Annotated in this window: 30 protein-coding genes; 12 read left to right on the top strand and 18 right to left on the bottom strand. The window is 73.7% G+C overall.

The features are described 5' to 3' along the window. The first annotated feature begins 78 nt into the window (after window positions 1-78). Complete coding sequence (locus tag ACH4J0_RS25120; RefSeq protein ID WP_396242802.1) at window positions 79-747, top strand: GAP family protein; 669 nt, start codon at window positions 79-81, stop codon at window positions 745-747. Between the two features lie 11 nt (window positions 748-758). On the opposite strand, the gene ACH4J0_RS25115 is transcribed toward ACH4J0_RS25120, so the two are convergent. From ACH4J0_RS25115 to ACH4J0_RS25105, 3 genes are all read right to left on the bottom strand, one after another. Then, window positions 759-1,457: a hypothetical protein gene (locus ACH4J0_RS25115; RefSeq protein WP_396242801.1), complete on the bottom strand. Its 699-nt coding sequence runs from the start codon at window positions 1,455-1,457 to the stop codon at window positions 759-761. Then, window positions 1,454-2,023 carry an RNA polymerase sigma factor gene (locus ACH4J0_RS25110; RefSeq protein WP_396242800.1) on the bottom strand — a complete coding sequence of 190 codons (570 nt, stop codon included), beginning with the start codon at window positions 2,021-2,023 and terminating at the stop codon, window positions 1,454-1,456. Before ACH4J0_RS25110 ends, ACH4J0_RS25115 begins: the two co-directional genes overlap by 4 nt. 284 nt (window positions 2,024-2,307) lie before the next feature. After that, window positions 2,308-2,781, bottom strand: coding sequence for a MarR family winged helix-turn-helix transcriptional regulator (locus tag ACH4J0_RS25105; RefSeq protein ID WP_396242799.1), 474 nt, complete (start codon window positions 2,779-2,781; stop codon window positions 2,308-2,310). Between the two features lie 182 nt (window positions 2,782-2,963). Between ACH4J0_RS25105 and ACH4J0_RS25100 the strand changes: the two genes are divergently transcribed. Further along, window positions 2,964-3,374 carry an organic hydroperoxide resistance protein gene (locus ACH4J0_RS25100; protein ID WP_396242797.1) on the top strand — a complete coding sequence of 137 codons (411 nt, stop codon included), beginning with the start codon at window positions 2,964-2,966 and terminating at the stop codon, window positions 3,372-3,374. A gap of 91 nt (window positions 3,375-3,465) precedes the next feature. Here ACH4J0_RS25100 and ACH4J0_RS25095 read toward each other — a convergent pair whose 3' ends face one another. Further along, window positions 3,466-3,867 (bottom strand): hypothetical protein, encoded by a 402-nt coding sequence (locus tag ACH4J0_RS25095; protein ID WP_396242796.1) that lies wholly within the window; start codon window positions 3,865-3,867, stop codon window positions 3,466-3,468. A 308-nt stretch (window positions 3,868-4,175) separates the two neighbouring features. On the opposite strand from ACH4J0_RS25095, the gene ACH4J0_RS25090 reads away from it, so the two are divergent. Beyond that, on the top strand, window positions 4,176-4,547 hold the full coding sequence (locus ACH4J0_RS25090) for a hypothetical protein (protein WP_396242795.1): 372 nt from the start codon (window positions 4,176-4,178) through the stop codon (window positions 4,545-4,547). A 43-nt stretch (window positions 4,548-4,590) separates the two neighbouring features. On the opposite strand, the gene ACH4J0_RS25085 is transcribed toward ACH4J0_RS25090, so the two are convergent. Together ACH4J0_RS25085 and ACH4J0_RS25080 are read right to left on the bottom strand one after the other, a co-directional pair. Next, window positions 4,591-5,241 carry a beta-glucanase gene (locus ACH4J0_RS25085; RefSeq protein WP_396242794.1) on the bottom strand — a complete coding sequence of 217 codons (651 nt, stop codon included), beginning with the start codon at window positions 5,239-5,241 and terminating at the stop codon, window positions 4,591-4,593. Window positions 5,242-5,412: 171 nt separating this feature from the next. Next, window positions 5,413-6,042 carry a CBS domain-containing protein gene (locus ACH4J0_RS25080; RefSeq protein ID WP_396242793.1) on the bottom strand — a complete coding sequence of 210 codons (630 nt, stop codon included), beginning with the start codon at window positions 6,040-6,042 and terminating at the stop codon, window positions 5,413-5,415. Between the two features lie 294 nt (window positions 6,043-6,336). Between ACH4J0_RS25080 and ACH4J0_RS25075 the strand changes: the two genes are divergently transcribed. Continuing rightward, window positions 6,337-6,948: a hypothetical protein gene (locus tag ACH4J0_RS25075; protein WP_396242792.1), complete on the top strand. Its 612-nt coding sequence runs from the start codon at window positions 6,337-6,339 to the stop codon at window positions 6,946-6,948. Here ACH4J0_RS25075 and ACH4J0_RS25070 read toward each other — a convergent pair. After that, entirely contained in the window at window positions 6,906-8,129 is a 1,224-nt protein-coding gene (locus tag ACH4J0_RS25070; RefSeq protein WP_396242791.1) for an FAD-dependent monooxygenase, read from the bottom strand. The genes ACH4J0_RS25075 and ACH4J0_RS25070 overlap by 43 nt on opposite strands. A 111-nt stretch (window positions 8,130-8,240) precedes the next feature. Between ACH4J0_RS25070 and ACH4J0_RS25065 the strand changes: the two genes are divergently transcribed. Further along, on the top strand, window positions 8,241-8,960 hold the full coding sequence (locus ACH4J0_RS25065) for a TetR/AcrR family transcriptional regulator (protein WP_396242789.1): 720 nt from the start codon (window positions 8,241-8,243) through the stop codon (window positions 8,958-8,960). Window positions 8,961-9,013: 53 nt separating this feature from the next. Then, the gene (locus ACH4J0_RS25060) at window positions 9,014-9,814 is read left to right on the top strand and encodes a HEAT repeat domain-containing protein (protein ID WP_396242788.1); all 801 of its coding nucleotides are present in this window, start codon (window positions 9,014-9,016) and stop codon (window positions 9,812-9,814) included. 45 nt (window positions 9,815-9,859) lie between these two features. Here the strand turns inward: ACH4J0_RS25060 and ACH4J0_RS25055 are convergent, their stop codons facing one another. Then, complete coding sequence (locus ACH4J0_RS25055; protein WP_396242787.1) at window positions 9,860-10,225, bottom strand: hypothetical protein; 366 nt, start codon at window positions 10,223-10,225, stop codon at window positions 9,860-9,862. A 267-nt stretch (window positions 10,226-10,492) separates the two neighbouring features. On the opposite strand from ACH4J0_RS25055, the gene ACH4J0_RS25050 reads away from it, so the two are divergent. Then, the gene (locus tag ACH4J0_RS25050) at window positions 10,493-10,762 is read left to right on the top strand and encodes a GlsB/YeaQ/YmgE family stress response membrane protein (RefSeq protein WP_396242786.1); all 270 of its coding nucleotides are present in this window, start codon (window positions 10,493-10,495) and stop codon (window positions 10,760-10,762) included. An 18-nt stretch (window positions 10,763-10,780) separates the two neighbouring features. Here the strand turns inward: ACH4J0_RS25050 and ACH4J0_RS25045 are convergent, their stop codons facing one another. Further along, on the bottom strand, window positions 10,781-12,682 hold the full coding sequence (locus tag ACH4J0_RS25045) for an amino acid transporter (RefSeq protein WP_396242785.1): 1,902 nt from the start codon (window positions 12,680-12,682) through the stop codon (window positions 10,781-10,783). A gap of 381 nt (window positions 12,683-13,063) precedes the next feature. On the opposite strand from ACH4J0_RS25045, the gene ACH4J0_RS25040 reads away from it, so the two are divergent. From ACH4J0_RS25040 to ACH4J0_RS25030, 3 genes are all read left to right on the top strand, one after another. Then, on the top strand, window positions 13,064-14,644 hold the full coding sequence (locus ACH4J0_RS25040; RefSeq protein WP_396242784.1) for a N,N-dimethylformamidase beta subunit family domain-containing protein: 1,581 nt from the start codon (window positions 13,064-13,066) through the stop codon (window positions 14,642-14,644). Between the two features lie 143 nt (window positions 14,645-14,787). Beyond that, on the top strand, window positions 14,788-15,522 hold the full coding sequence (locus ACH4J0_RS25035) for a polyprenol monophosphomannose synthase (protein WP_396242783.1): 735 nt from the start codon (window positions 14,788-14,790) through the stop codon (window positions 15,520-15,522). Between the two features lie 60 nt (window positions 15,523-15,582). Beyond that, entirely contained in the window at window positions 15,583-16,833 is a 1,251-nt protein-coding gene (locus tag ACH4J0_RS25030; RefSeq protein ID WP_396242782.1) for an aromatic acid exporter family protein, read from the top strand. A 30-nt stretch (window positions 16,834-16,863) separates the two neighbouring features. On the opposite strand, the gene ACH4J0_RS25025 is transcribed toward ACH4J0_RS25030, so the two are convergent. From ACH4J0_RS25025 to ACH4J0_RS25000, 6 genes are all read right to left on the bottom strand, one after another. Further along, window positions 16,864-17,313 carry an SRPBCC domain-containing protein gene (locus ACH4J0_RS25025; protein WP_396242781.1) on the bottom strand — a complete coding sequence of 150 codons (450 nt, stop codon included), beginning with the start codon at window positions 17,311-17,313 and terminating at the stop codon, window positions 16,864-16,866. 4 nt (window positions 17,314-17,317) lie between these two features. Beyond that, complete coding sequence (locus tag ACH4J0_RS25020) at window positions 17,318-17,791, bottom strand: VOC family protein (protein WP_396242780.1); 474 nt, start codon at window positions 17,789-17,791, stop codon at window positions 17,318-17,320. Between the two features lie 101 nt (window positions 17,792-17,892). Continuing rightward, on the bottom strand, window positions 17,893-19,878 hold the full coding sequence (locus ACH4J0_RS25015) for a phosphocholine-specific phospholipase C (protein WP_396242779.1): 1,986 nt from the start codon (window positions 19,876-19,878) through the stop codon (window positions 17,893-17,895). Window positions 19,879-19,892: 14 nt separating this feature from the next. Beyond that, window positions 19,893-21,329 carry an endonuclease/exonuclease/phosphatase family protein gene (locus tag ACH4J0_RS25010; RefSeq protein WP_396242778.1) on the bottom strand — a complete coding sequence of 479 codons (1,437 nt, stop codon included), beginning with the start codon at window positions 21,327-21,329 and terminating at the stop codon, window positions 19,893-19,895. A gap of 313 nt (window positions 21,330-21,642) precedes the next feature. After that, window positions 21,643-21,909, bottom strand: coding sequence for a metal-sensitive transcriptional regulator (locus ACH4J0_RS25005; RefSeq protein WP_188303232.1), 267 nt, complete (start codon window positions 21,907-21,909; stop codon window positions 21,643-21,645). Window positions 21,910-22,005: 96 nt separating this feature from the next. Then, window positions 22,006-22,350 carry a PRC-barrel domain-containing protein gene (locus ACH4J0_RS25000; RefSeq protein ID WP_396242777.1) on the bottom strand — a complete coding sequence of 115 codons (345 nt, stop codon included), beginning with the start codon at window positions 22,348-22,350 and terminating at the stop codon, window positions 22,006-22,008. 432 nt (window positions 22,351-22,782) lie between these two features. Between ACH4J0_RS25000 and ACH4J0_RS24995 the strand changes: the two genes are divergently transcribed. Further along, on the top strand, window positions 22,783-22,923 hold the full coding sequence (locus ACH4J0_RS24995) for an SAM-dependent methyltransferase (protein ID WP_396242919.1): 141 nt from the start codon (window positions 22,783-22,785) through the stop codon (window positions 22,921-22,923). 176 nt (window positions 22,924-23,099) lie between these two features. Next, complete coding sequence (locus tag ACH4J0_RS24990) at window positions 23,100-23,849, top strand: DUF4097 family beta strand repeat-containing protein (RefSeq protein ID WP_396242918.1); 750 nt, start codon at window positions 23,100-23,102, stop codon at window positions 23,847-23,849. A 129-nt stretch (window positions 23,850-23,978) separates the two neighbouring features. On the opposite strand, the gene ACH4J0_RS24985 is transcribed toward ACH4J0_RS24990, so the two are convergent. The 3 genes from ACH4J0_RS24985 to ACH4J0_RS24975 all read right to left on the bottom strand — a co-directional run bounded on the left by ACH4J0_RS24985 (window position 23,979) and on the right by ACH4J0_RS24975 (window position 26,897). Then, complete coding sequence (locus ACH4J0_RS24985) at window positions 23,979-24,626, bottom strand: hypothetical protein (RefSeq protein WP_396242776.1); 648 nt, start codon at window positions 24,624-24,626, stop codon at window positions 23,979-23,981. A 175-nt stretch (window positions 24,627-24,801) separates the two neighbouring features. Further along, the gene (locus tag ACH4J0_RS24980; protein WP_396242774.1) at window positions 24,802-25,476 is read right to left on the bottom strand and encodes a response regulator; all 675 of its coding nucleotides are present in this window, start codon (window positions 25,474-25,476) and stop codon (window positions 24,802-24,804) included. Continuing rightward, window positions 25,473-26,897 carry a sensor histidine kinase gene (locus tag ACH4J0_RS24975; RefSeq protein WP_396242773.1) on the bottom strand — a complete coding sequence of 475 codons (1,425 nt, stop codon included), beginning with the start codon at window positions 26,895-26,897 and terminating at the stop codon, window positions 25,473-25,475. Before ACH4J0_RS24975 ends, ACH4J0_RS24980 begins: the two co-directional genes overlap by 4 nt. Window positions 26,898-26,965 lie beyond the last annotated feature (68 nt).

Below are 26,965 nucleotides of genomic sequence, written 5' to 3'. Positions count from 1 at the left end.
CCGAACCGGCCGTGCGCCCGGCCCCCGGAGGTAGCTGAATGGCGGACGGCGCCCACCGACGGGAAGGCAGGTCCGGGGATGGGTGAGGCGATCGGTCCGATGCTGGCCTCGGCGGTGGCGGTCGCGCTCAGTCCGCTGCCGCTGATCGCCGTGCTCCTGGTGCTCGCCTCGCCGCGTGGCCGGACCAACGGGCTCGCGTTCACGGCGGGCTGGGTGCTCGGTCTGGCAGCGGTCGTGGCGCTGGTGGTGGTCGCGGGCAGCGCGCTGAACCCGGTGGGCGGCGCACCGACGTGGTCGTCCTGGCTGAAGCTCGCCCTCGGCGCCGCGCTGCTCCTGCTGGCAGCCGGACAGTGGCGCAGCCGTCCACGCCCCGGGCACGTCACCGCGCCCCCGGCCTGGCTGCTGGAGATCGACCGCCTCACCCCCGCCAGGTCCGTCGGGCTCGCCGTGGCCCTGGTCGGGACCCGTCCCAACACCCTCCTCCCGGCCGTGGGCGGCGCCGCCTCGATCGCCGCCGCCCCGCCCGGCACCGGGGCGATGGCCCTGGCCGCCGCCGTGATGGTGCTGATCGGCTCCCTGGGTGCGCTCGTGCCGCTCGCCGTCCAGCTCCGGGGTGCCGACCGCTCGGCCCGCGCCCTCGGCGAGTTGCGCGCCTGGACGGCCGCGCACAATGCGGCGATCATGATCGCCGTCCCGCTCGTGCTCGGCGCCGACTACCTCGGCAGTGCCCTCTCCGGACTCGCCTGACCCGCGCCCCGTCACCGGATCCGCGCCGCCCCCCGCCCCCGCACCGCCCGTACGCCCAGCAGCCCGGCGTGGGCGGGCCCCGGCCGTGGGGCCACCGCGTCCCGCAGGGTCAGCAGGATCTCCCCGTCGTACCGTTCCGCCAGCAGCCGGGCCAGCTCGGCGGCGCAGCCCGGACGGGCCTCCGGGGCCAGCTCCGGCAGCCGGCCCGGGCCGCTGAGGTCCTCGGCCTCGGCGGCCCAACGGGCCGCGTCGCGCCGCTCGCCCTCGGCGGCGTAGTGCACGGCCAGGCAGTGGACGGCCAGCTGGTCCCCGTACTGCGCGGCGATCCGCCACCAGAAGACCCCGTCCGCCGTGCGGCCCATGCCGTAGAGCAGGCAGCCGAGGGTCCGGAAGGCGGCCTTCTCGGCGAGTTCGAGGTCCAGCGCCAGTTCTCCCGGCTCCGCCGCTCCGGCCACCCCCGCACACAGGTGCCGCAGGTCGCGCCGCAGTTCGGAGCGCCCGGCGGTCCGAGGATGGTCCCCGGCCGCGAGGGCGTGCGGCGGCCGGGCGACGGCGGGCGGCCGGGCGGGGCGCTCACGCCCGGTCGGGACGGGCCGCCGGGCGGCGGCCAGTCGCTCGGCCAGCCGGCGGGTGAAGGCCGCCGGGTCATGGTCACGGAAGTCCTGGTCCAGCTCGGCGGCGTGCGCGCGCAGCAGCGCGGTGACCTTCATGTCGCCTGCCCGTCGTCCGGGTGCTCCAGCAGGTACTCCAGGTGGCGCCGCCCGAGGCTGTAGTAGGTGCGGGCGGTGGTGTGGGCGATGCCGAGCGACCGGCCGATGTCCGGGTAGGACAGGCCCGACTGGCGCAGCCGGACCACGTCCGCCTGGACCGGTGCGGCCCGCGCCAGCTCGTCCATCGCCCAGTCCAGGGCGTCCAGTTCGGCGAGTTCCTCCAGCTCGTCCTGGCTGGTGTCGGGGCGGCGCTGGGCGATCACCCGCAGCCGTTTGCGCTCGGCTCGGCGGCGTTCGCGCAGGACGTCGACCACCGCGTCCTTGACGATCTTGAAGGCGAAGGCCTGCGGGTCCTCGCTGGCCAGGGCCCGGCGCCAGTTCTTGTAGAGCGTGGTGCCTGCGTTCTGCACGGCGTCCTGGGCGTCCTCGCGGTGGCGCAGGCGCTGCTGGGCGTAGCGGAGGTAGCCGGTGTTCTCGCGGGTGAAGAACGCCTCGAAGTCGTTCGGCAGGTCGTCGAGCGGGTCGGCCCGCAGGCTTCGCTCCTCGCCCGGCCCGGGAGTGTTCACACGCGCCCCCTTTCCTGGGTCAGCTGGCCGGCCCACCGGGTGGCACGCCGACGGCCCTTTGCGGGCTCGTGGTGTAACCGTCCGGGAGGCACGGGTTGTTGACCGGTTCGGGCGGACAATTGGCGAACGTTTCCGTTCACTTTCAAACAGCGGCGCTGACCTGCCCGTTCGCACTCACGGACCATCACCCGACAGGGTCAACGTGACCCAGATCACACCCTGTCGGCGATCGGCTTGACAAGCCCTCCGGCGCCCCTGCCGCGGCCGGCGACAGCCACGGACGGCTACGGCGCCGGCTCCACGTCCGCCGAGTCCAGCGCGACGGTCACCCGCTCCAGCAGCGCGTGCAGCGCCGCCAGGTCCTCCACCGGCAGCCCGGTCGCGGCGAGCAGCCGGCGCGGCACCTGCCCGGCCCGCTCGCGCAGCGCCGACCCTTCGGCGGTGAGGCTGACGGTCACCGACCGCTCGTCCTCCCGGCTGCGCGCGCGGCGCACCAGTCCGGCCGCCTCCAGCCGCTTGAGAAGCGGGGAGAGGGTGCCGGAGTCGAGCCGCAGGCGTTCGCCGATCCGTTTGACGGGCAGTTCGCCGTCCTCCCAGAGCACCAGCATGACCAGGTACTGCGGATAGGTGAGCCCGAGATCCCGGAGCAGGACCCGGTAGACGCCGCCGAAGGCGCGCGAGGCGGCGTTGAGCGAGAAGCAGATCTGCTGGTCGAGGCGGAGCAGTTCCTCGTCCGCCATGCCGGGGAGCGTGGTCATGACCCCATGGTACCGATCACATTCGCGCCATTTAGTTGTGCGCAATTGAATGGCGTGCTCTACTTATGGAGAAGTCGGCGGCCCGACCTCGACCGAGGGACCGGCCGCCGCCGAAGCACGACGACTTCGCCCGCCCCGCGCACCTCCACGCACCACGGACGCGCATCACGAAGGGATCCACCATGGACGCGCTCTACACCGCCGCCGCCACCGCCAACGGCCGTGAGGGCCGCGCCGTCAGCTCGGACGGCCAGCTCGACCTCGCCCTCGCGATGCCGCCCGCGCTCGGTGGCAGCGGCCAGGGAACCAACCCCGAGCAGCTGTTCGCCGCGGGTTACGCCGCCTGCTTCGCCAGCGCCCTCGGCCTGGTCGGCCGGCAGGCCCGGGTGGACACCGGCGAGATCTCGGTGACCGCCGAGGTGTCGATCGGCAAGGACGACGCCGGCTTCGGCCTGTCCGTCGTGCTGCGCGTGGAGCTGCCCGACGCGCTCGCGGGCGAGAGCGGCCTGCAGCTGGTCAAGCAGGCCCACGAGGTCTGCCCGTACTCCCGAGCCACCCGGGGCAACATCCCGGTCGAGCTGGTCGTCGAGTAAGTCGGCAGGCGGAACAGCCGAACAGACCGGACAGTGAGTCCCGCCGCACCCCGTGCGCCGGGACTCACCCGCTCCCCCGGAACCCCACGCCTCAGCCGCCGCCCGGCCCGCCCGCGCCGCCAGGGCCACCCGGCCCACTCGGCTCACCTGGCCCACCCTGCCCAACAGTCCCGCCCGGCCTCCCGGGCCCGTCCGGGGAACGCAGCGTCTCCAGCCGGTGCCGGTACTCCGCGGCATCGATCTCGCCCCGCGCGAACCGCTCCGCGACCAGCTGCTCCGGAGTCGCCCCCTGCACCCAGCCGCCCGGCCCGACGCCCGCAGCGCCGGGGCCGTGCGCGATCGGCTGCCGGGACCGGGAGACGTACCGGAACAGCGCGACGGCCAGGAGCACCAGCACCGCCAGGATGACCAGCGCGAAGATCGCCATCAGGGCGAGGCCCCAGCCGCCCGGCCCTCCACCGGGCCCGAAGCCGTGCCCGTGCCAATGCCTCATCAGGACCTCCTCCTCCGACCCACCGGGCCCGCCGAGGTGTTCGGCACCGTGACCACCCGGGGCGCCCCGACCACTCGCCCGGGGCGCCCCGACCACTCGCCCGGGGCGCCCCGACCACTCGCCCGGGGCGCCCTGACCGCCCGGGGCGCCATGACGGCCGACTGCCGTGCGGCCGAGCGGCCGCGCCGCCCGGGGTGATCAGCGCCTTATCACCATCGTGCGCCCGCGACCCGTCAAAGCGCCGTGAGGAAAGCCTGAGAAAACGTTCCTGCGATCCCGCGCCATCCGCCGGGGTAGCGTTGCCGTCCATGAGCCACCACCCGCCCGACGACCACCGCTCCCCCGAGCAGCTCGTCGCGGCCGGGGAACTCCGCCACCACACCGACGGCCGGCCCCACCCGGCGCTCAACCACTCCCCGATCACCTACGTGTCCAGCGCGCTCCGGGCCGAACTCGCCGCCCTCGCCATCGCCCCCAGCGCCGCCGAGGCCACCGCCGCCGCCCTGCTGCGCGCACTCGCCGACCGTGCCGTGGACGCCGCCCTCGCCCCCGGCAACGAACGCGCCCCGCGGGACGACCTGTACGTCACCGACCCCGCGCACATCGGCCCGCACCGCCGGGCGGTCTGGTTCCGACGCTCCGGCCCGGGCGGCCCGATCACCGCCGCCTTCGCACCGTGAGGCGTGTCCGACGATTCCCGCCGGGCGCGCCCGCCACCGAGGTTCAGCGATCGACCGTCAGGCTCTCGCAGACCCAGCTCAACCGCTCCGGACCGCCGAACGGCGGCCGCTCGTGGTAGGCACCGTCGGACACCGACATGTTGACGATCAGGTAGGCGTGCCAGCCGACCCCGACCCCGTGCAGATCCGCGTAGATCAGCTCGTTCTCGACGTACCAGTCCACCGAGTGCGCGCCGAGCACCACCTTCATGCCGAAGCTCGCCCCGGGGCCGATCCCGACGCCGCCGCCGTGCCAGTAACGGAAGCCGCCCCGGACGTGGTTGGAGATCTCCAACAGGTCAGGGTTGTCCGGGTGGTACTCGAAGACGTCCACCTCGTTGCCGCCGTCCCGCCAGGTCCAGATCGCCGGCCAGGCGCCCAGCTCGACGGGCAGCGTGACCCTCGCCGAGAGCACGTCCCCGGTTCGGACCTGGAAGCCCTCCGGACTGCCCTCGGTGGTCAGCAGGTTGCACGTCCAGAGTCCGCCACTGCGCCGCCGCACGGCGGTGAACACCCCGCCGGGGCAGTACTCGTCGCTCAGGTAGTCGAGCTTGTGGTCGCTCCGGTTGGTCGGGCCCATCTGCGGGTACGCACTGGTGCGCCCGGCGATCCACTGCCTGGTCGAAGTGAAATCAGCGTCGAACACGACTGCCACGGCCGCCTCCCCGGTGCTCCGGCACCCCGGCAGTCCGAACCGCCGGGCACACGGAGTGATTTACCCGGTACATTCCGCAGTATGCGAACCGGACCTCCGCGGTCCGGGGCGGGCGGGACGGGCAGGGCGAACGGAACAACCGGGGCGAGCGGGCGACCGGGCAGTGGGAGGTCAGCCGACCGACGCGGTGGCGCCCCCGGACTGGAGCCGGTCGGTCACCGAGACCACCCCGTCCACCGCGCGGCACAGGTTCAGCACGATCGGCACCAGGTGCGCCTCGGGCACGGTGCCGCTGAGCACCACCCGGCCCTGGTCGACCTCCACTCCGATCTCCGCCGGGCTGACCCCCTCGATCCGGCCGAGCACCTCCTCGACGATCTCCCGCCGGATCACCTGGTCCTCGCGCAGGAACACCCTCAGCAGGTCCCCGCGGCTCACCATCCCGATGACTCGCCCCTCCTCGTCCAGCACCGGCAGCCGCTTCAACCCGTGCCGGCTCATCAACCGGGCCGCGGCGACCACGCTGGTGTCGGGTGTGGTGCAGACCGGCTGCGCCGTCATCAGGTCCGCCGCGGTGACCTCACCACCGTGACCGACCTGCACCGACTCGGGGGCGGGCAGCAGGCTGCCCGGGTCCTCCTGCGCGGCCAGCGTGCGCAGCAGGTCCGCCTCCGACACCAGCCCGAGCGGCCGCCCGTCCGGGTCCACCACCGGCATCCCTGTGATGTCGTACTCGGTCAGCAGCGTGACGATCTCCCGGAAGCCGGTCTCGGGGGCGACCCGGACCACGGGGCTGGTCATCACAGATTCGACGGTGGCATGCGGCACGCCGGTTCACCTCGTCCAATGACGCTGGTCCGACCGGGCACGGATCGTCCCGGCCGGTACCCGCAGCATGGACTCCGGCCGCGCGGATCGCCAGAGGCCAAGGGGCCGAACGGGTGGGACCAAGGGCCCCGGCGTTCGAACGTCGCTCCGACGAACGACCCGCCTCCCCCTCGTGGCCCCGTCCCCCGACGGCCGTGGAGCAGCGCCTTCCGGCCACCGCCGACCCCGAGGCGACACGCCGCCCACCCCGAACGGCGCAACCATCACGTGATCGACTCGCTGGTCCGTCCAGCGCGCCCTGCCGTTCCGCTGGACCCGTCACGCCGGGCCGACCACCCCGTTCCCGACCGCGGCGACCGGCGCGGGGACGGCCCGCTGCTCGGCCGCGCGCTGGCCGCCTGGTCCCGGCCGGGCCGGCAGACGCGCGCCGAGCCGGGCACCGACACCGCCCCGCCCACGGCCCCGCCGCAGCTGCTGTACGCCGGCACGGTGGACGGCACCGGGGTGGCGGTGCTGTACGACGGCCGGCGCATCGCCCGGTACACCGACGGGCCCGGCGGCGACCTGGACCTCGGCCGGGCCGACGGCGCCGACCCGACAACGGCGGGCGCGGTGGTGCTGCACCGCCGGGGCACCGCCCTGCGGTACCTGCTGGCGCCCTGGGTCGACGCCGCCGAGACCCGCCGGATCGACCAGCCCGACGCCGCCGCCCGCCCACTGGAGCACCCCGACGGGGTGACCGCGGCCACGCCCGGCGGCGGGCCGCACCCTCGCGGTCGAGCGGCCCACCCGGACCGCCGTCCAGGTCGAAGCGCTGCTCGACAACGGCAACCGGATCAGTCCACCGCACTGACCCTGGCGGCCAACAGGGCCGGGTAGTCCGGAAGTTCCACGCTGGACACCTGCTTGCCCAGCTCCAGCATCCGGTTCAGCACCCACCGCCGGTTGAGCAGCCCGTTGCGCAGCCGCAGCCCGGTCGCGGTGCGCGGCGCCAGGAACGGGCCGGTCCGGTCCCCGCCCTTCTGGCAGCCCTGGGCGTAGCCGCGCAGCAGCTTCTCGTACCGGGCGAAGGCGGCCCGGTGGTCGCCGCGGGCCAGCGCCAGCTCACCCGCCAGCACGTACGCGGCGACCACCGCCGTCCCGGTGCCCATCCCGCCGATGGTGGCGCCGCAGGCGGCGTCGCCGAGCAGCGCGACCCGGCCGGTGGACCAGGCGGGGACGTCGGCGCGGCTGATCGAGTCGAAGTACAACTCGGGCGCGGCGTCCAGGCTCCGGAGCAGTTCCGGTACCCGCCAGCCGAGGTCGTCGAAGGCGGCGCGGATCAGCGCCTTCTGCTGCCCGGTGTCGTGGCGGTCGTAGCGCAGTTCCGGCGAGGCGAAGAGGCAGAAGGCGCCCGCCCGGGCCGGGTCGCGGTGGTCGGCGCCTACGGACATCAGCCGGCCGGGGACGTTCAGCGCCACGGCGCCGACCGGCAGGCCGCCGCCGGGCAGCTGCCAGGTGGCCGCGTAGTAGCCGAGGTGGCGGACGAACCGGTGCTCGGGGCCGAAGGCGAGGCGCCGCACGGTGGAGTGCAGCCCGTCGGCGCCGATCACCAGGTCGAACTCGCGCGGCACGCCGTGCCGGAAGGCCACCCGCACGCCGCTCGCCGTCTCCTCCAGGGCCTCGACGGAGTCGCCGAAGACGTACTCGGCGCGGGAGTTGCCGTGCCGGTACAGCACCTGGGCCAGCTCCCCGCGCGGGACCTCCAGCTCACCGCCCGCGAACTCGGCCGGCAGGTGCAGCAGTCGGCGCCCCTCCTGGTCCACGAAGGTGATCGGACTGCCACCGGTGTCGAGGCTCCGCAGTTCCTCCAGCACGCCCATCCGCTCCAGCACGGTGAGGTGGGTGCGCCCCCGGAAGTCGACGTTCTGCCCGCCGCCGCGCAGCGCCGGCGCGAGTTCGACCACCGTGACCTCGAAGCCGTACCGGCCCAGCCAGTGGGCCAGGGCGGGGCCCGCGATACTCGCGCCCGAGATCAGCACCCTGGTGGGCAGCACGCCGGTGGGCGGGGAAGCGCTCATGGAAACCACTCCGTCCGAGGATCGGGAAACTGTGTCCGTCGGACACTGTTCATTGCTGTGTACGGTAGACGCAATTTGCACGGGCGGACAACCCCCGGACGGGAGCGGACGATGGGCGAGGCGGCGAACGACACGGTGCGGCTGCTCTGGGAGCGGCCCGTCCGGCCGACCCGCGGGCCGAAGCCGGCCCTCAGCCTGGAGCGGATCGCCGCCGCGGGCGTCGAAGTGGCGGACGCCGAGGGGCTGGGCGCGGTCTCCATGCAGAAGGTGGCCGGACTGCTCGACTTCACCAAGATGTCGCTCTACCGCTACGTTCCCGGCAAGGCCGAACTGGTCGCGCTGATGGTCGAGTCGGCCGTCGGCGAGCCGCCCGCGGCCCCGGACGCCCCCGACTGGCGGGAGCAACTCACCACCTGGGCCCGCCACTTGGCCGCGGCCTTCGCCCGGCATCCGTGGCTGCTGGACGCCACCCTGGGCCCCCGGGTGCCCGGCCCGAACGAACTCGCCTGGCTGGAGCGGGTGGTGGCCGCCCTCGACGGCCACGGGCTGACCGGCGCCGAGCGGATGGACGCCGCCGTGCTGCTCTCCGGGCACGTGCGCAGCATCGCGGAGCAGACCCGCGCGACCGGCCCGGACGGCTCCCCCGAGGCCGAACTCCTCGCCGCCCTCGGCACGGTGGTGCACCGGCACGCCGACCGCTACCCCGCCGTGGCCGCCGCGATGGCCGATCCGGACGGACGCGACCAGGCCCTGGACTTCGGCCTGGCCCGCATCCTGGACGGTCTGGCCGCCCTGATCAGCCGCCGCACCACCTGCGAACAGCAGGCGTAGCAGCCCGAAAACCCCTCGATCCGGAGCGGCCCGGACGACTACCGTCCGCTCCCATGGCGATGTTCGTGCACCTGACGGCGGCGGCGAACACGCCGCGCATCCGCCGCGCCGGAATCCGCGCCGACAGTCCGGGCCAGGGCGGCGTGCGCGGGGTGTACTGCTTCCCGGTGCTGCCCTCCCACACCCTCACCCACCAGTGGCTGCGCGAACTGGCCCGGTTCGGCCCGAAGGGGTCGCTGGCCGCGGTGCACGTCCGCCTGGACGACGCCCAGCAGGTGCTGGTCGGGCACTACCGGGACCGCGCCGAGGGCGCCCAGAGGTGGCTGACCGCCGCCGAGGCGGTCGCGCGGATCGCCGCCCTGCCGGATCCGCGCGGCTGGGAGGTGGTCGTCCCGCGCGCGGTGGGTGCCCGCGAGGTGCACCGGGTCCGCGCGGTGCCGCAGGTCGCGGGCTGGCGCCACCTCCCGGGCGCGCACGGCACCCGCCCCTGCACCTGCTTCGGCTGCCGGGTCCGCGGCGAGTACGGCAGCCGGCGGCTGCGCGAGCGCAACCCGCACCCGCTGGACGGCCCGCCGCCGCCCGTGCCCGTCCTGCTCGCCCGGCTCGACGCGGCGGGGGAGCCCGGCGATCCGGCCGCACTGCGGGCCGTGCTGCACTGGTTCGGTCTGCGCCGCCGCGGTCCGGTGGACCGCCTCGCCCGGCTGGCCGCCCACCCCGACCCGACCGTCCGCGAGGAACTGGTCTGGGCGCTCCGGGGCTGGTCCACCCCGGGCGTCGCCGAGCTGCTGGACGGCCTCGCCGCCGATCCTCACCCGGACGTCCGCGAGGCCGTCGAGGCGGTCCGGGAGCCCTGAGGCCCCGGGACCGCCCGTCGGAAAACCCGTCTCGGACGACGGACGTCAGGAGACGCGCTTCAGCTGCCAGGAGTTCTTCTCCAGGCTCGGCACGGCCGAGTACCGGCAGCCGGAGCCGTAGAAGCCGCTGACGATCGTCCAGCCGGCCGGCGGCCAGGTCGAGGCGCAGGCGTTGACCACGGTGCCGACCGGGTAGCCGTTGAGATCCATGATCTTCTTGGTGTTCGGGGTGAACCCGGAACCGCACCCGGCACTGTTCCACCACTGGACGTCCACGAAGCCGGCCGGGGTCAGCGAGGACGAGCACACCGTGCTGGTGCTGCCGGGAGCCGCCTGAGCGGTGCCCATGGTGAGGGTGAGGGCTGCGGCGGTGCAGCCGAGAGTGAGGACGGCGACGCGAAGTCGGGACACGGGGGCGGCTCCTCTCGGGCGGCACGGCGGGTCCGCGCGCCAGGAGCCATTCCTATCGGCACGAAGCACCCGCCCGACAGTGTGTTTCCGGCCCCACCGGCGGCGCGTTCTCACCCCTCCGCGCCCCGGCCGGTCTCCGCCGGGCCCGCCACCTGCGACGAATCCCGTCGGAGTGCCCGTTCGGCCGAACCGGGTGATCATGGGACGACCGCGTCTTCGGCGATTCGGCGCGCCGGTACGGTCCGGCGGCGCCGGGAAGGGACCGCGATGTTCCAGCTCCTGTGGATTCTGCTCATCGGCTTCGTGCTCGGCGTGCTCGCCAAGCTGATCCTGCGCGGGCCGCAGTCGATCCCCTGGTGGCTGACCATGCTGCTCGGCGCCGCCGGGGCCTGGCTCGGCAACGCCGTCTCCGGCTGGCTCGGCGTCCGCCACACCTCGGGCATCGACTGGATCCGCCACATCCTCCAACTCGCCTTCGCCGTCGCCCTGGTGGCCCTCGTGGCACCGGCCTGGAGCAGGCGCCGCCCGCCCCGCTGAGCGCGGGCCCGAACCCCCTCAGCCCACGTGCACCGCGGGCCGCCGGCTGCGGTCGGGTTCCGCCTCGCGGAGCACCTCCCGGGTCACCGGGGCGATCTCGCCCTGCCCGAACAGGAAGAACCGCAGGAACTGGGCGAACGGGTTGCCCTCGGTCCACTCGAAGTAGATGTGCGGCTGCTGCCCGGTGAGGTCGCGCACCCGGAGCAGCAGTGCGGCCAGCGCGTTGGGCACGCTGGAGCTCTGCAACGACAGGACCCGGTAGCGCTCGTGCAGCACCTCGCCGTGCACGGTCAGTTCGGCCTCGAAGTCGGACGGGTCGAGCACGGTGACCTCGACGAAGACCAGGTCGTCCTCGGCCGGGATGTCGTTGTCCTTGCGGATCTGGCGGACCTTGTCGCGGTACTCCGCGAGGTCACGGCTGTTCGGCTCGTTGGCGATCAGCCGCAGCGGACGGTGCATGTAGTCGCGGACGAACCGCTCCGCGACCTCGTCCAGCACCACGTCGGTGACGCGCAGCTCGAAGGCGCGCTTGAGCCGGGAGAGGAAGGAGACCAGCATGATGCCGCCGATGAAGCAGGCGCCGATCTTGACGCCGTCGGGCCGCTCGGCGATGTTCACGGCCGTCGTGTAGAGGAACACCGCGGCGATCACCGCGAAGGTGATGCTCCAGCGCCGTTCCCTGGCCTTGCGCGCGGCGATGGTGACGGCGACCGCGGCCGAGCTGATCAGCACCAGCACGCCGGTCGCGTAGGCGCCGCCCTGGGCGTCGACGCTGGCGTCGAACAGCCAGGTGACCAGGAAGGCGATCAGCGTCAGCACGATCACCGTCGGCCGCACGGCCCGCGCCCAGTGCGGCGCCATGCCGTAGCGGGGCAGGTAGCGCGGCATCAGGTTGAGCAGTCCCGCCATGGCGGACGCACCGGCGAACCAGAGGATGGCGATGGTCGACAGGTCGTAGACGCTGCCGAAGGTGCTGCCCAGGTTCTGGTGGGCGAGGTAGGCGAGGGCTCGGCCGTTGGCCTGGCCGCCGCTCTCGAACGCGGCCTTCGGGATGAGCAGGGTCGTGATGAGGCTGGTGGCGATCAGGAAGACGCTCATGATCACGGCGGCGGTGGTGAGCAGGTGCCGGGCGCCGCGGATCCGGCCGGTGGGCTTCTCCTCGGTGTCGTCCGGGTCGCCCTCGATGTGCGGCATCACGGCGACACCGGTCTCGAAGCCGGACAGGCCGAGCGCGAGCTTCGGGAAGACGATCAGCGCCACCCCGATCATCGCGAGGGCGTTGCCGTGCTCGGCGGTGAGCCCGTCGGCCCAGTCGGCGAAGACGTGCGGTTCCTGGAGGACGTGCCAGATGCCGTTGACCACCACGACGACGTTGAGCGCGAGGTAGACGGCGACGAGGACGACGGCCAGACCGATGGCCTCGCTGAACCCCTTGAGGAACACCGCACCGAGCAGGGCCACCAGGATGAGGGTGAGCATCACCTGCTTGCCGGACAGGGCGCTGTGCAGGTGCGGGTTCTCGATCAGGTGTGCGGTCGCGTCGGCGGCCGACAGAGTGATGGTGATCATGAAGTCGGTGGCGGCGAAGCCGAGCAGGGTCAGCACGAACAGCTTCCCCTGCCAGAACGACAGCAGGCGCTCCAGCATCGCGATCGAGCCCTCGCCGTGCGGGCTCTCGACGGCCACCCGCCGGTAGACCGGCAGCGCTCCGAACAGGGTGACGAGCACCAGGACGATCGTCGCGATGGGGGACAGCAGACCGGCCGCGAGCGCCGCGATGCCGGGCTGGTAGCCGAGGGTGGAGAAGTAGTCGAGGCCGGTCAGGCACATGACCCGCCACCAGGGCGCCCCCTTCTCCCTGGGCGCCTCCGCGTGCGGGCCCGGGTGCTGCTTGGCCATGTCCGACAGGCCTTCGAGCATCCAGGCCCGGAACCTCCCGCCCCGCGTCGAGGGAGCCGTTCCCGGTTGGGCCGAACCCGACGACACCACGTACACCCCTGTCCACGACTTCGGCCGGCCGCCACGCGGTTCCGGCCCCCCGGGCCGCCGGACGGCGGGCCTGGTCAGGCTAGGTGACCGGGCCGCGGCCACCCGGCAACCGCGCGGGTGGACACGCCGGGTGCGCCCGTACGGCCCTCCCGGATGGCGGCCGCCGACCGGCCCGTGAGCAGGGCTTCCGGCGCGGCGGTCCCCGGCGACTCCTCGAAAGGGGTAAACATGTCCGCGCATGTTGACTCGTGAGGTTGACTCACGCGATTGACGGGCCCAGGGGGGCGGCGACGGAGCGACAGGGAGACAGCGGTGGCGGAACCGACTCGGCGGAAGATCCTGGGCCTGGGCCTGGTGGCGGCCGCCGTCACCTCCTGCGGCACCACCCGGCACCCGGACTCCGCGCCGCTCCCCACGCCCGGCGCCCAGGGCACCCCCGGCACCGCCGGAGCCACCCCCGCCCGGCACGGCGGCCCGAAGGGCGACACCCCGAACGAGCAGTCCCTGCCCGGCAACGCCGACTGGGAGATCACCGACCCCGGCCGGGCCGGCGCCGTCGAGGGCTTCGCCGACCGGGTCAGCGTGCTGCCCGGCGAGTCCTTCGGCCTGCACGTCTCCACCTCCGCCGCCGCCTACACCGTCTCCGCCTACCGGATGGGCTGGTACGGCGGCGCCCGGGCCCGGCTGGTCTGGCGCCGCGAGCACGTCCCCGGCACCAAGCAGGCCGCCCCGCACGTGGACCAGACCACCCGCACCGTGCTGACCGGCTGGCAGCGCACCCTCGCCGTGGAGACCACGGGCTGGCCCGAGGGCGCCTACCTGCTGCGCCTGGACGCCGAGGACGGCTCCGGCCGCAGCTACGTCCCGCTCACCGTCCGCTCGGCGAGCACCGCCGGACGGACCGTGGTGATGAGCGCCCCGGCCACCTGGCAGGCCTACAACGAGTGGGGTGGCCACAGCCTCTACAACGGCCCGACCGGCACCCTGGCCACCCGGTCGCTGCGGGTCGTCTTCGACCGGCCGTACGACTACGACCACGGCGCCGGCCTGTTCCTGGTCTACGAGGCGCCGCTGGTCGCCCTGGCCGAGAAGCTCGGGCTGCCGCTCGCCTACACCACCGGGATCGACGTGGCCCGCGACCCGGGGCTGCTGCACGGGGCGAGCACCGTGCTGTCGCTCGGCCACGACGAGTACTGGTCCCCCGAGCAGCGCGCCAACGTGGTCGCGGCCCGTGACGCCGGGACGAACCTGGCGATCCTGGGCGCCAACTGCTGCTTCCGCCGGATCCGCTTCGAGCCCACCGAGCTCGGGCCGGACCGTACGGTGGTCTGCTACAAGGACGCCTGGGCGCAGGACCCGGGCCACCAGGCGGGCGCCCCGGCGACCACCGACTTCCGGGTCGGACCGGGTGCCGACCCGGAGAGCTCGATGCTCGGCGTGATCTACGACGGCTACCCGGTGGACGCCCCGTACGTGGTCACCTCGCCGGACCACTGGGCCTTCGAGGGCACCGGTGTGGCGGCCGGGGCGTCCTTCCCGCACCTGGTCGGCGTCGAGTACGACCGGGTCGACACCGCCTTCCCCACCCCGCGCCCGATCGAGGTGATCGCCCACTCCCCCGTGGTCTGCGAGGGCCGGCGCTCCCACTCCGACACCGCCTACTACACCGTGCCCAGCGGCGCCGGGGTCTTCGCCAGCGGCACGATGCGCTGGGTCGAGACCCTGAACGCGAACGGCCCCGGCGGCGGCAAGGCCGACCACGGCATCGACACCCGCGCCGGCGACGTGGTCCGCAAGGTCACCGAGAACGTCCTGCGCGCCTTCGCCGCCGGCCCGGCCGGCCACACCCACCCCGCCCGGGACAACCTGGCCGCCGTCTACGGCACGGCGTAACGGACCCGGGCACCCGGCCCCGGGCGGGAGGAGGCCCGCGGCCCGGCTACACTCGCACGGTCTGACAGCAGCGCAGGCCGTCCAGGACGACGGACCGGTGCGGCACGGGGTGCCGGCCGGCGAGGGCAGGAGGAAAACAGAACATGGTCGAGGCCTCCCCCAAGGTCGTTGTCGTCGTCCCCACGTACAACGAGCGGGAGAACCTCCCGGTCCTCGCCGGGCTCCTCGCGGACCTCGCCGTGCCGAACCTGCACCTGCTGGTGGTCGACGACAACTCCCCCGACGGCACGGGCGAGCTCGCCGACAAGCTGGCCGCCGACTCCGGCGGCACCGTCGGCGTCCTTCACCGCACCGAGAAGGACGGCCTCGGCCGCGCCTACCTGGCCGGCATGGCCAGGGCCCTGGACGAGGGCGCCGACGTCGTGATCCAGATGGACGCCGACCTCTCGCACCCGGCCTCGGTGATACCCGAGATGGTCAGCGCCCTGCTCGCCGACGACACCGCCGTGGTGCTCGGCTCCCGCTACGTGCCCGGCGGCTCCACCGCCGAGGAGTGGCCCTGGCACCGCAAGGCGCTCTCGGCCTGGGCGAACTTCTACGTCAACGCGATCCTCGGTCTGGGCGTCCGGGACGCCACCGCGGGCTTCAAGGCCTGGCGGGCGAGCACCCTGCGGGCCATCGACCTGCCGACCGTGCAGAGCAACGGCTACTCCTTCCAGGTCGAGATGAACTACCGGGTGATCCAGCGCGGGCTGACCATCCGCGAGGTGCCGATCCGGTTCGAGGAGCGGATCGAGGGCGCCTCGAAGATGAGCATCGGGGTGCAGGTGGAGTCGGCGCTCGCGCCCTGGAGGCTGCGCTTCAACCGCGAGGGCTAGACGAGTAGTCCCTGCGGCGACCGGCAGTGTGAGTGGCGGTCGCGGGGAAAGAAGGCCCTCATGGATCTTCTCCCGGAGTCCCTCACGGCCAAGCTCCGCCGCGGCGCCCGAGACCCGTTCGCCGTCCAGACCCTGCGGGCCACCGTGGCCGCCACCCTGTCCTACGGGGTGGCCACCCGGCTCAGCAGCGAGCCCGCCCCGCTGACGGCGCCGCTCACCGCGCTGCTGGTGGTCCAGGTCACGGTCTACTCCACGCTCAAGACCAGCGTCCGCCGGGTCGTCTCGGTGGTCGTCGGCGTGCTGATCGCGATCGGCTTCAGCGCCGTGGTCGGGCTCTCCTGGTGGAGCCTCGGGCTGATCATCCTGGCCTCGCTGGTGATCGGGCGGTTCGTCCGGGTCGAGGAGTTCGTCCAGGAGGTCGCGATCAGCGCGATGCTGATCCTGGGCGTCACCAAGCTGGCCTCCCAGGCCTGGGACCGGGTGCTGGAGACGATGATCGGCGCGGCCGTCGGCCTGCTGTTCAACCTGCTCTTCGCCCCGCCGGTCTGGGTGGACACCGCCGGGGAGTCGATCGAGGACCTCGCCCGGCGGGCCCGCCAGCTGCTGCTCGACATCTCCGAGCAGCTGGGCCGCCCCACCCCCGTGGCCCGGGCCGCCGAGCGGCTGCACGAGGCCCGCCGGCTCGACCAGGCGATCACGGACGTGGACGCGGCGCTGCGCCAGGCCGAGGACAGCCTGCGGTTCAACCCCCGGATCAGCGAGGGGCTGCTCTCCCGGCTGGTGCTGCGCACCGGGCTGGACACCCTGGAGATCTGCGTGGTGGTGATCCGGGTGCTGGCCCGCTCGCTGACCGACCTGGCCAAACGGCGCGGGCCCCAGGAGCGGCTGTTCCCGCCCGAGGTCGCGGTCGGGCTGGAGGAGTTGCTGGCGCACGTCGGAGGGGCGATGGTCAGCTTCGCGGTGCTGGTCACCACCCAGGTCAGCCGCAACGCCGAGGAGGCCGAGGAACGGCTGACCGCCGAGCTGGCGGCAGCCTGGACCACCCGGGAGAACGTCGCCCAGCTGCTGCTGCGCAAGGTCCAGGAGCATCCGGAGGCCTGGCAGCTGCACGGCTCGATGCTGGCCGAGGTCGACCGGATCCTGGACGAGCTGGACCTGGAGCACCGCAGCCGGCGGCTGATGGAGGAGCTGGACCGGGCCTCGCTGGTGAGCCGGGAGCGGTTCTCCCGCCTCGCCCGGCTGCGCGGCGCCGTGGGGGGCGGGTGGCGGCAGGGCGAACGGGAGCGCCCGACGGCGGGGGCCGGGCGCTGATCCGGGCCCGTCGCGACGGGCCCGCGGAGGTCAGGGCATCAGCCAGGGCTGCTGGGGCAGCGGGTGGCCGGTCTCCAGGTAGGTCTTGAGGTTGGACAGCACCGCCGACCAGCCGCGTTCGGCGTCCGCCCGCTCGTCCTCGTCGGCGAGGTTCTCGTGGGTGACGGTCAGCCGGGTCAGGTCCTGCCAGTGCCGGAGGTCGAAGCCGACCCGGGAGGGCCCCTCGGGGCGCCGGCCCTCCGGTCCGGCCCAGGTGGTGACCAGGCGGTGCGGGCGGTCGGACACCTCGACGGTGCCGATCACGTCGGCGATCCCGGAGTCGTCGGTGCGCTGGTGCTCCCAGGGCGCGCCGGGCAGCCAGGTGGAGACGTTGCGGTGGCCCCAGTAGAGGCCGGACTCGTCGGCGTTGGTGAGCGCGTGCCAGACCCGCTCCGGGTCGGCGCGCAGGTAGACGATGCTCCGGTGGCTGAAGGCGGTCACGGCCTCAGCCCCTGGCCGCGTCGAGCAGCTGCTGGACCTCGATCTTCTGCATCCGCAGCATGGCCGCCATCACCCGGTCGGCCTTGGCCCGGTCCTGGTCGCCGATCAGGTCGAGCAGGACGCGCGGGGTGATCTGCCAGGAGAGGCCGAAGCGGTCCTTGAGCCAGCCGCACGGGCCCGCCTGGCCGCCGTCGGCGGTGAGCTTGGCCCAGAGTTCGTCGACCTCCCGCTGGTCGTCGCACTCCACCTGGAGCGAGACCGCCTCGGTGAAGGTGAACTCGGGGCCGCCGTTGAGCGCCGTGTAGGGCCGTCCGTCGAGTTCGAACTCGACGGTCATCACCGAGCCGGGCTCCCCGGGGCCGGCCTCGCCGTAGCGGGTGACCCTGGTGACGCGGGAGTTGGGGAACAGCGAGGTGTAGAGGGCGGCGGCCGCTTCGGCCTGGTCGTCGTACCAGAGGAAGGTGGTGATTTTCTGCATGGGCCCGACGGTAGCGGCGGGGTCCGTCACCGCGGCCGAGCCACGGCCGGGGGTCACCGGATCGGCGCCCCCGGCCCGACGGGCCCAAGGCCCCGCTCGACTCAGTGCACCCAGCCCGCGTAGCGCTGCACGAAGCGCTGGCCGGTGTGGGCGGTCACCACGACGTCGTAGCGGCCCTGCTGGTCCAGCGGCCAGGCGAGGTTGACCTGCTTGCCGGGCTTGACCCACACGGTCCGGGCGCTGCCCGCGAAGTCGTTGGGCGCGGCGGTGAAGGCCACGTCCGTCAGGCCGTCGTTGGCCACCTGGAGGGTGAGTTTCAGGCTGCCGCGCAGGTCGGCGGTGACGATCGGCACGCCGATGTCGTTCTGGCCGTCCCGTCCGTCCCGGACCACCGTGCCGGCGAAGCGGCGCACGAAGCCGTCCGGGCCGTGCACGGTGAAGTCGTAGCGGCCGTCGGTGGCGGCGGCGTCCCAGACGTATGTCGCGCTCGCGCCGGGCGCGACGGTGTACGGGGTGCCTGCGAACGGGAGCAGGATGTTCGGGTAGACGGTGTACGGGAAGGCCACCGAGCCGTCGTTGCTCATGGTGCAGGTGACCTTGCCGGTCCGGCGGTCCACCGCGACGTCGGCCCACGGCTGGTAGGGCAGCGGGCGGTGCGGGCGCTCGCCGCGCTCCTGGACCGGCATCGACTGGGCGCCGGCCTCCGGGAGGGCGACGCCGGGCAGCTTGGTGCCCGCGTCTGCCCTGGCCATCAGGGCGGTGGTGTCGGGCAGCTTCGGGAGCGAGTGGTCGGGGGCGGCGAAGTCGAAGCAGCTGGTGAGGTCGCCGCAGACGGCCCGGCGCCAGGCGGAGATGTTGGGCTCGGCCACGCCGGTCACCAGCTCCATGAAGCGCAGCACCGAAGTGTGGTCGAAAACCTGGGAGTTGACCCAGCCGCCGCGCGACCAGGGGGACGCCACCCAGAGCGGGACGCGGTTGCCGAGGCCGATGGCGCGCCCGTGGGTGAACTCCTCGGGGGTGCCGGCTTCGGGGGTGGGCGGGACCATGTGGTCGAAGTAGCCGTCGTTCTCGTCGTACATGACCAGGAAGACGGTGTGCCGCCAGACCTCCGGGTTGGACATCAGCGACTGCAGCGCCTGGTTGACCCAGTGCGCGCCGTAGGCCGGACCGGCCTCCGGATGCTCGGAGAACAGGTAGGGGGCGACCAGCCAGGAGACGGTCGGCAGCGAGCCGTCCTTGCAGTGGCGGTCGAAGTCGGTCGGGTCGAACCTGGTCATCGCGTTGACGTAACGCGGGTCGTCGTGCGGGAAGGCGTGGAACTGCTTGAAGTAGGAGAGGGCGTTGTCGTCGTAGTCGCCGGTGCGGTCGTCCTTGCTGGGGTTGTGGTAGACCCGCCAGCTGACGCCGGCCGCCTCCAGGCGTTCGGCGTAGGTGGTCCAGTCGGCGACGGGGTTGTCGGTGACCGGGGTGTTGTCGATCCAGGGGCCGGTGGTGCCGTCGCGGCCGGGGCCGGCGGTGCCGGTCCACAGGTAGAGCCGGTTGGGGTCGGTGGGGCCGGCCAGCGAGGTGAAGTAGGCGTCGCAGAGGGTGAAGGCGTCGGCCAGGGCGTACTGGTAGGGGATGTCGTCCCGGGTGAAGTAGCCCATGGTGCGCTCGCCCTTGGCGGCGATCCACTTGTTCATCGCGCCGTTGTTGATGGCCTGGTGGCCGGTCGCCCAGTCGTGGGCCAGGCCGCCGGCGTTCTGCGCGTTGTACTTCGAGGTGTCCATCCGGTACGGCAGCATCACCCCGCCGTCGCTGCGGCGCGCGTCGGGCTGGCGGAACACGTCGGTGCCGTCCGGGAACTGCAGCGCCTGCTTGTCGCCGAAGCCGCGCACGCCGTTCAGGGTGCCGAAGTAGTGGTCGAAGCTGCGGTTCTCCTGCATCAGGACGACCACGTGCCTGACGTCCTTGATGGTGCCGGTGAGGGCGGTGTCGGTCGTCGCCGCGGGGGCGGCCTCGGCCGAGGTGGTGGACAGGCCGGTCAGGGCGGTGGCGCCGACGGCCGCGGAGGCGCCGACGAAGGTGCGGCGGGAGAGCTCGGGCATCGTGGACTGGCCTCTCAGAGCTGGAAGGTGGCGACGGCGGCGGCGGTGTCGGAGGGCCACTCGTTGGCGGCGGCGTTCGGCTCCGGCTGAGGCCAGTCCGCGACCAGGGTGTGCGCCTCGACCAGCTTCAGCGCTCCGGCGTACTGGACGAAGTCGATCCGGTCCTGCGGCTCGGGGCGGTCGCCGCGCCGCTTGCGGGTGGGCGACCAGGTGGCGCCGGGGGCCTTGGCCGGGTCGGGATTCTCCTCACGGAAGGCGTCGGTGAGGCCGGCGTCCTGAAGGGCCGCGGTGACCGGCCACTTGAGGCTGCCGACACCGCTGTGGGCGGCGGCGGTGGCGGCCGTCCAGTCCAGGTGGGAGGGCGAGGACAGCGCGCCGGCCAGCACCACCGGGACGCCCCGAGCCAGGTCCGCGCGCACCGCTGCGGCCAGCGCCCTGGCCTGCTCGAACCGGACCGAGGAGTTCTCGGTGGCCAGCACCTGGGCGGCGCTGCTGCCGTCCTGCACCGCGTACGGACCGTAGCCCGCCTCGTCGAGGTGGACGGCCCAGAACCGGACGCCGCGACCTCCCGGAAGCTGGAGGGTGGCCGCGACGGCGGGCAGTCCGGTGGTGGCGGGAGTCAGCTCGGTGAGCGGGTACCGGCTGAGGATGCCGACGCTGCCCGGGCTCTGGTGGGCGTACCAGCCGAGCGCGTCCGCCAGGGTCCTGGCCCGCTCGCCGGCCGTCTCCTGGAGGGCGAGCACGTCCAGGCCCTGGGCGAGGACGATGCGCAGCTGCTTCTCCAGCGCGTCGGTGTAGCCGGAGCCGGCCTCGTGCAGGTTCCAGCCGGCGGCCTTGAGCCGGGGCGGGGTGGCGGGGTCCACGACTGGGACGAGCACGGTGACGGTGTCGGTGGCACCGGTGCTGTCCCTGACGCCGACCACGACCGGTTCGGGGTTGCGGCCGGGGGTGGCGGGCGCCGTGCCGGTGATGGTGCCGTCGGCGCCGACCGAGGCCCAGGCCGCGCCGCCGAGCTTGCGGTAGCCCGCCGTGCCGGGGGCGTTGCCAGCGGGACGGGACCAGAGGCCGCCGAGTTCGATCCGGACGGCGGCACCGGGGGCGACCGGGGTGGCGGTGAAGGAGTCGACGGCGGCGTGCGGGCGGACCACCGGGGGCTTGGAGCGGAAGTCGAACGGCTCGGTCCGGGCGAGGATGCCGTAGCCGTCCTTGGCGAGCAGGTAGGCGGTGTAGGGGCCGCCGGTCAGCGCGGAGGTGTCGAGCTGGACGTCGCCGGAGGTGCCAGGGGTGTACTTCCAGAGCAGCGAGGCGCCGGTGCCGGGTTGGCGGCTGCCGTCGTAGATGCCGACCCAGTTCTTCGCGTCGGGGGCGTCGGTGGTCCAGTGGAAGGTGAGCCGATCGCCTTCGGCGGGGCTGCTGGAGGAGATCAGGGTCAGGGCGCTGCCTGCGGCCACGATTGTCCTGTCCGCCGTCGCGGGCCCGGTCCGCCGGGGGACGGGGCCGGGGCCGCGCGCGGCTGGTCACGGAGGCTGGGAGGGAGGGATGCGGCACAGTTGGCTGTACAACTGCGGGCAGGCTCATTCATCCGGAGGCCGGCGACCGGGGCGTGAACGGCACGTGACGGAGCGTCGGGCGGTTCGGGAACTCCGGGCCGGAAGCGCAGTCGTGGGCGCCGGCAGGGGGCGGGCATGCACGAGGGCCGCGACGGGTGATCCGTCGCGGCCCTCCGAGGGAGTGCTGGGGACGCCGGGGCCGGTGGGCCTGTGCTCAGGCCAGGGCGAGGAACAGCTTCTCCAGCTCGGCCTCGCTCATCGGCGCGGCGTCCTCGTCGGCGGCGGCCATGCACTGGCGCATCCCGCTCGCGACGATCTTGAACCCGGCCCGGTCCAGGGCGCGCGAGACGGCGGCGAGCTGGGTGACCACGTCCTTGCAGTCCCGCCCCGCCTCGATCATCGCGATCACCCCGGCCAACTGGCCCTGGGCCCGACGCAGTCGGTTCAGGACCGCGCCGACCGCCTCCTCGTCCACCTGCATGTCCGGGCCGCCTTTCCCATCGACTGTCGACTGACAAGTGTACCCGGCGGGGTATTCATTCCCGGCTGGACGGAACCCTCCCGGAAGCGCCCCTGATCAGCGGCGGGCCAGTCGGCGCTCGCCCCCGGCGCCCGTCACGTACGGCAGCTCGTAGTAGGCGAAGACCTCCGGCTCGTCGCCGGCCGGCAGGACGTCGTCGGTGCCGATCGCCGGTGCCTGCTTGACCTTGGCCTTCGGGTACGGCACCCGCAGGTAGTCCGGGCCCGCCACCGAGCCGTCCAGCGGGACGAAGACCAGGCGGCGCTTGGTCATTCCGGTCATGACGGTGGCGAAGAACGGCTCGTCGGTGGACGTCTCGACGTACACCGATTCCAGCGTGCCGATGCGGCGGCTCTTCTCGTCGACCACCGGCTGGCCGCGCCACTCGCGAATGTCTGCCATGGCGATTCCCACGACCTCGGCCTCCCGTGTCGCGCCCTACCGACGGCTCCGTGCGACCCGTCGGCTCCACCGGGCCCACCGCCCGGGGCTTCCATCCTGCGCCGCGACGGGCGCCGGGGCGCGACGAAAGGGACATACGGGGGTGAGCCGACCAACCACCGCCAGGGCGCTGACCTGGGCTTCAGGCTGTCCGCCAACGTTCACGAACACCTCGGCGTCGCCGGTCCGGCCCTCGACCAGTTCCTCGACGTCGGCACCGGCATCCCCACCGCGGCAACACCCACGAGATCGCCCGGGCCGTCGACCCGGCCGCCCGGATCGTGTAGGTCGACAACGACCCGATCGTGCTCGGCCACGCCCGTGCCCTGATGGCCGGCGCGGGCCCGGGGCGCACCACCGTCCTGTGGGCCGACCTGAGGGAGCCGGGAGCAGGTGCGGGCGTTCGTCGACGGTCTGGAGCTGCTCGCCCCCGGGGTGGTGACCGTTCCGCTCTGGCGGCCCGAGGCGGAGCCGGAGCCGGGCGCCGAGCGCCGAGCGCCGAGCATGTACGGCGCGGTCGCGCGCAAGCGCTGACGGCGGCGGGCTGGGCTGGGCTGGGCTGGGGGTGCGGTCGGGGTGGGGACTGCCGGACCTCGGATAGGGGGGCTGGCACCAGGGACCGGGGGCCCCGTCCCCGCTACGGTCGTCGCGACGGCTCCGGACGGGGGCGGTCACGCGGAGTCGGTCCGCACGCGACGATCGTCCATGACGTGGGGGGAACCACCATGGTCCAGTACCGCAGCTATCAGCGTTTCGCCGGGGCCGTCGTGGTCGCCGGTCTCGCCGTCGGGGTGCTCACCGCCTGCGACCCGGTGGGCACCGAGTTCAGCGACGACGCGACCGTCTCGGACAGGATCACCGCCGTCAAGCTCGACGACTCCTCCGGGGAGGTCACCATCCACGGCAAGTCCGGCGGCGGAAGTGCCTCCGTCCACCGGAAGATCACCTACCAGAACAGCAAGCCCGGGACGACCACCCGGGTCGAGGGCGGAGTCCTGGTGCTCGGCGGCTGCGGGCACAACTGCTCGGTGAGCTACACCGTGGAGCTGCCCGCCGGGCTGCCGATCACCGGCGGCACCTCCGCCGGCGGGATCCACCTCACCGAGGTCGGTGCGGTGTCGGTGCACACCGACGCGGGCAACATCTCGGTCGACCGGGCCGCCGGACCGGTCGACCTGCGCACCGACAGCGGTGACATCGACGGCACGTCGCTCAAGGGCGACCGGATCCAGGCCAAGACGGACAGCGGCGCGATCAAACTCACCGCCGCCAAGGCCCAGGACGTCAAGGCCAGCACCGACAACGGCGAGATCCGCCTCACCGTCCCGCCCGGCTCCTACCGCGTCAGCGCCGGAACGGACATCAACTCGAAGCACATCAACGTCCGGAACGACCCCAACGGCCAGTTCAAACTCGACCTGGGCACGGACATCGGCGACATCACCGTCAACACCGGCTGACCGGGCGCCACCAGAAGGGGAGTCGGCGGCCGGAGCCGGCAGGGACCGGGCGGACGGGGCGGCCTGGGCGTGACCACCGCTCCGGGTGCGCACTTCGGGCGGCGCACCCGGAGCGGGCGGGCCCGGAGGTCAGAGGCCGGTCTGGATCTCGGCGCGGTGGCGAATGTACTCGTCGGGGTGGGAGCGGGCGATCGTGACCGCCGCCTCGACCAGGGCGTGGAGTCCGGCCGGGTAGGCGCGCGACACCAGCGGCAGGCCGGGCAGGATGCAGCGGCGGACGTCGAGGTCCTCGTTGGCGACGAACTCCCGCAGCGCGGCCTCGTTCCAGCTGTCGCGCACGGTCGCGCCCTCGTCGGCGGTGGCGTTCCGGCCGCCGCCGACCGTCAGCGCCGTCCAGTACCAGGCCCGGGCGGCACCGGCGCGCTCCGGGTCGGTGCCGGTCTGCAGGTAGCCGAGCAGGGCCAGGCGGACCCGGCGCTGGCCGAAGGCGATGAGGGCGGGCTCGACGAAGCGGCGGTTGAAGCTCGGGTTGGGGTCGTGGACCGCCGCCTCCAGCAGCGGCTCGAAGTACTCCTCGGGCAGCTCGGACCGCCCGGCGAGCGCCTTGTGGACCTCCCATCGGGCCGCGCTCGGGTAGTCCGCCCCCGGTGCGACCTCGGCTCCGAGCACGCGGAGCAGACGCGCCAGCCGCAGCTCGAACGCCTGCGATCCGCCCTCCGTGCGCCCGGGCAACGGCTGGAGAATCCGCACCTCGCCGGCCGTGTCCTTGGTTTCCACGAACATCCTCCTCATTCTGAGTCATCGGCAGACTACTCGCTGATACACCAGTTCGGCGGCGGTTTTCGGCCAGGACCGGATCTTGGAGGGTTCAGGGGCAGCGGATTTGACGCCGCCTCAGTCCGCTGGAGCGGCGCACGGCACGAGCCGCCGGAAACGGAGGGGTGACGGCCCGTCAGGAAGGTCTGCCGGGCGGGACCAGCCCGGACTGGTAGGCGATCGCGACGAGTTGCGCCCGGTCCCGGGCGTCCAGCTTGGCCATGGCCCGGTGCACATGGGTGCGGACGGTGAACGGGCTGACGAACATCCGCTCGGCGATCTCCTCGTTGGTGAGCCCGGTGGCGGCCATGGACATCACCTCGCGCTCGCGGGCGGTGAGGACGGACAGCCGCTCGGCGGGCGCGGCGGCGACCGGGCCGGGCTGGGCGAGGAACTGCTCGATCACGGCCCGGGTGGCGGCGGGCGAGAGCAGGGCGTCCCCGGCCGCGACGGTGCGGACGGCGGCCAGCAGTTCCTTCGGGTCGGCGCCCTTGCCGAGGAAGCCCCCGGCGCCCGCGCGCAGCGCCTGGGCCACGTACTCGTCGATCTCGAAGGTGGTGAGGATCAGCACCCGGGTGCCGGACAGCTCCTCGTCCGCGCAGATCTCGGCGGTGGCGCCGAGGCCGTCGGCGCCGGGCATCCGGATGTCCATCAGCACGATGTCGGGCTTGGTGGCCCGGGCGAGTTCCACCGCCTCGCGGCCGTCGGCGGCCTCGCCGACCACCTCCATGTCCTCCTCGGCGTCGATCAGCATCCGGAAGGCGCCGCGCAGCAGGGCCTGGTCGTCGGCGAGCAGCACGCGGATGGTCATGCGTGGTCCTTGTCCTTCCGGATGGCGCGATCTTGTCGGGCGGAGGCGGGGCGGTCGGTATCGGAAGAACCGGCCTCGGCGGAGCGCCCGGGCCGGACGGTGCAGTCGCGCCAGAACGCGTGGGCGGGCCGGTCCTTGGCGGCGGCCTCGTCCGGGCCGCCCGGTTCCACGGATGCCTCGGGGCGGGCCGCACCGTCCGACCACGGCGGCGCGACGTCGTCCCGGGCGCCGGTCCGCAGCGGGAGTTCGGCGGTGACCAGGAAGCCGCCGTCGGGCCGGCGGTCGGCGGTGAGGTGCCCGCCGACCGCGCCGGCCCGCTCGCGCATGCCGATCAGGCCGAAGCCGCTCTCACCGGGGGCGGGCGCGGGCAGCAGGGCGGGTCGGGGGCGGCCGTTGGTGGTGGGGCGGCCGTTGGCGACGCTGACGGCGACCCGGTTGCCGCTGTAGGAGAGGGTGACCTCGGCGTCGGCGCCGTGGGCGTGCTTGGCGACGTTGGTCAGCGACTCCTGGACGATCCGGAAGGCGGTGAGGTCGACGCCGGGCGAAAGCGGCCGGGACTCGCCCTCGACGGTGAGCCGGACCGGCAGGCCGGCCCGTTCGAAGGCGTTGATCAGCTCGGGGAGCCGGTCCAGGCCGGGGGCGGGTTCGAGCGGGGCCGGCTCCTCGGCGCGGCGCAGCAGCCCGACGGTGGCCCGCAGCTCCTGGAGGGCGGAGCCGGTGGCGTCGGTGATGTGGCTGAGCACCTCGCGGGCCTGGACCGGGTGGCTGTCCATGAGGTGGACGGCGATGCCGGCCTGGGCGTTGGCGAGGGCGATGTGGTGGGCGACGACGTCGTGAAGGTCACGGGCGATCCGGATCCGCTCGTCGGCGACCCGGCGGCGGGCCTCCTCCTCGCGTGTGCGTTCGGCGCGTTCGGCGCGTTCCTCGATCGCGGCGAGGTGGGCGCGGCGGTTGCGGATGGAGTCGCCGAGGGCGCCGGGCAGCAGGGCCCAGGCCAGGACGCTGATCCGCTCGCCGATCGGGCCGGCAGGGCCGAACAGCAGGGATATCCCGGTGAGCAGGACAGCGGTGGCGATCGAGGCGCGCAGCGCGGTGGAGCGGTCGGTGCGCACGGCGAGGAAGTACAGCGCGAGCAGCAGCGGGGTGGCCAGCATCGGGGTGAGCCGGGGGCTGGTCCAGGTCAGCATCATGGTGCAGATCAGTGCGACGGCTGCCACCGCGCGCGGTTGGCGGCGGTGGAAGAACACGGCCGCGGCGGCGATCATGGCGATGACGCCGGTGGCCGGGTCGACCGGGGCGAAGTGCCCGGTGGTCTGGTCGACCGTGGCGCCGAGGGCGGTGACCGCGATCAGGGCCAGCCCTCCGGCGACGTCGAGCAACCGGGGGTGCTCGCGGCGCAGGCGCTGCCAGGTGTCGCTCATGGTCGTGCTCTCCGGGTCGGGGGCCCTGGCCGCACCCTCGCCGGGTCTGCCAGTCGGTGTCGCGCCAG

This window comes from Kitasatospora sp. NPDC017646 (assembly GCF_044329365.1).
In the GTDB taxonomy this organism is placed as follows: Bacteria; Actinomycetota; Actinomycetes; order Streptomycetales; family Streptomycetaceae; genus Kitasatospora.
Note: the sequence above shows the minus strand (reverse complement) of the source record. Positions and strands in the feature narration are given on the sequence as shown.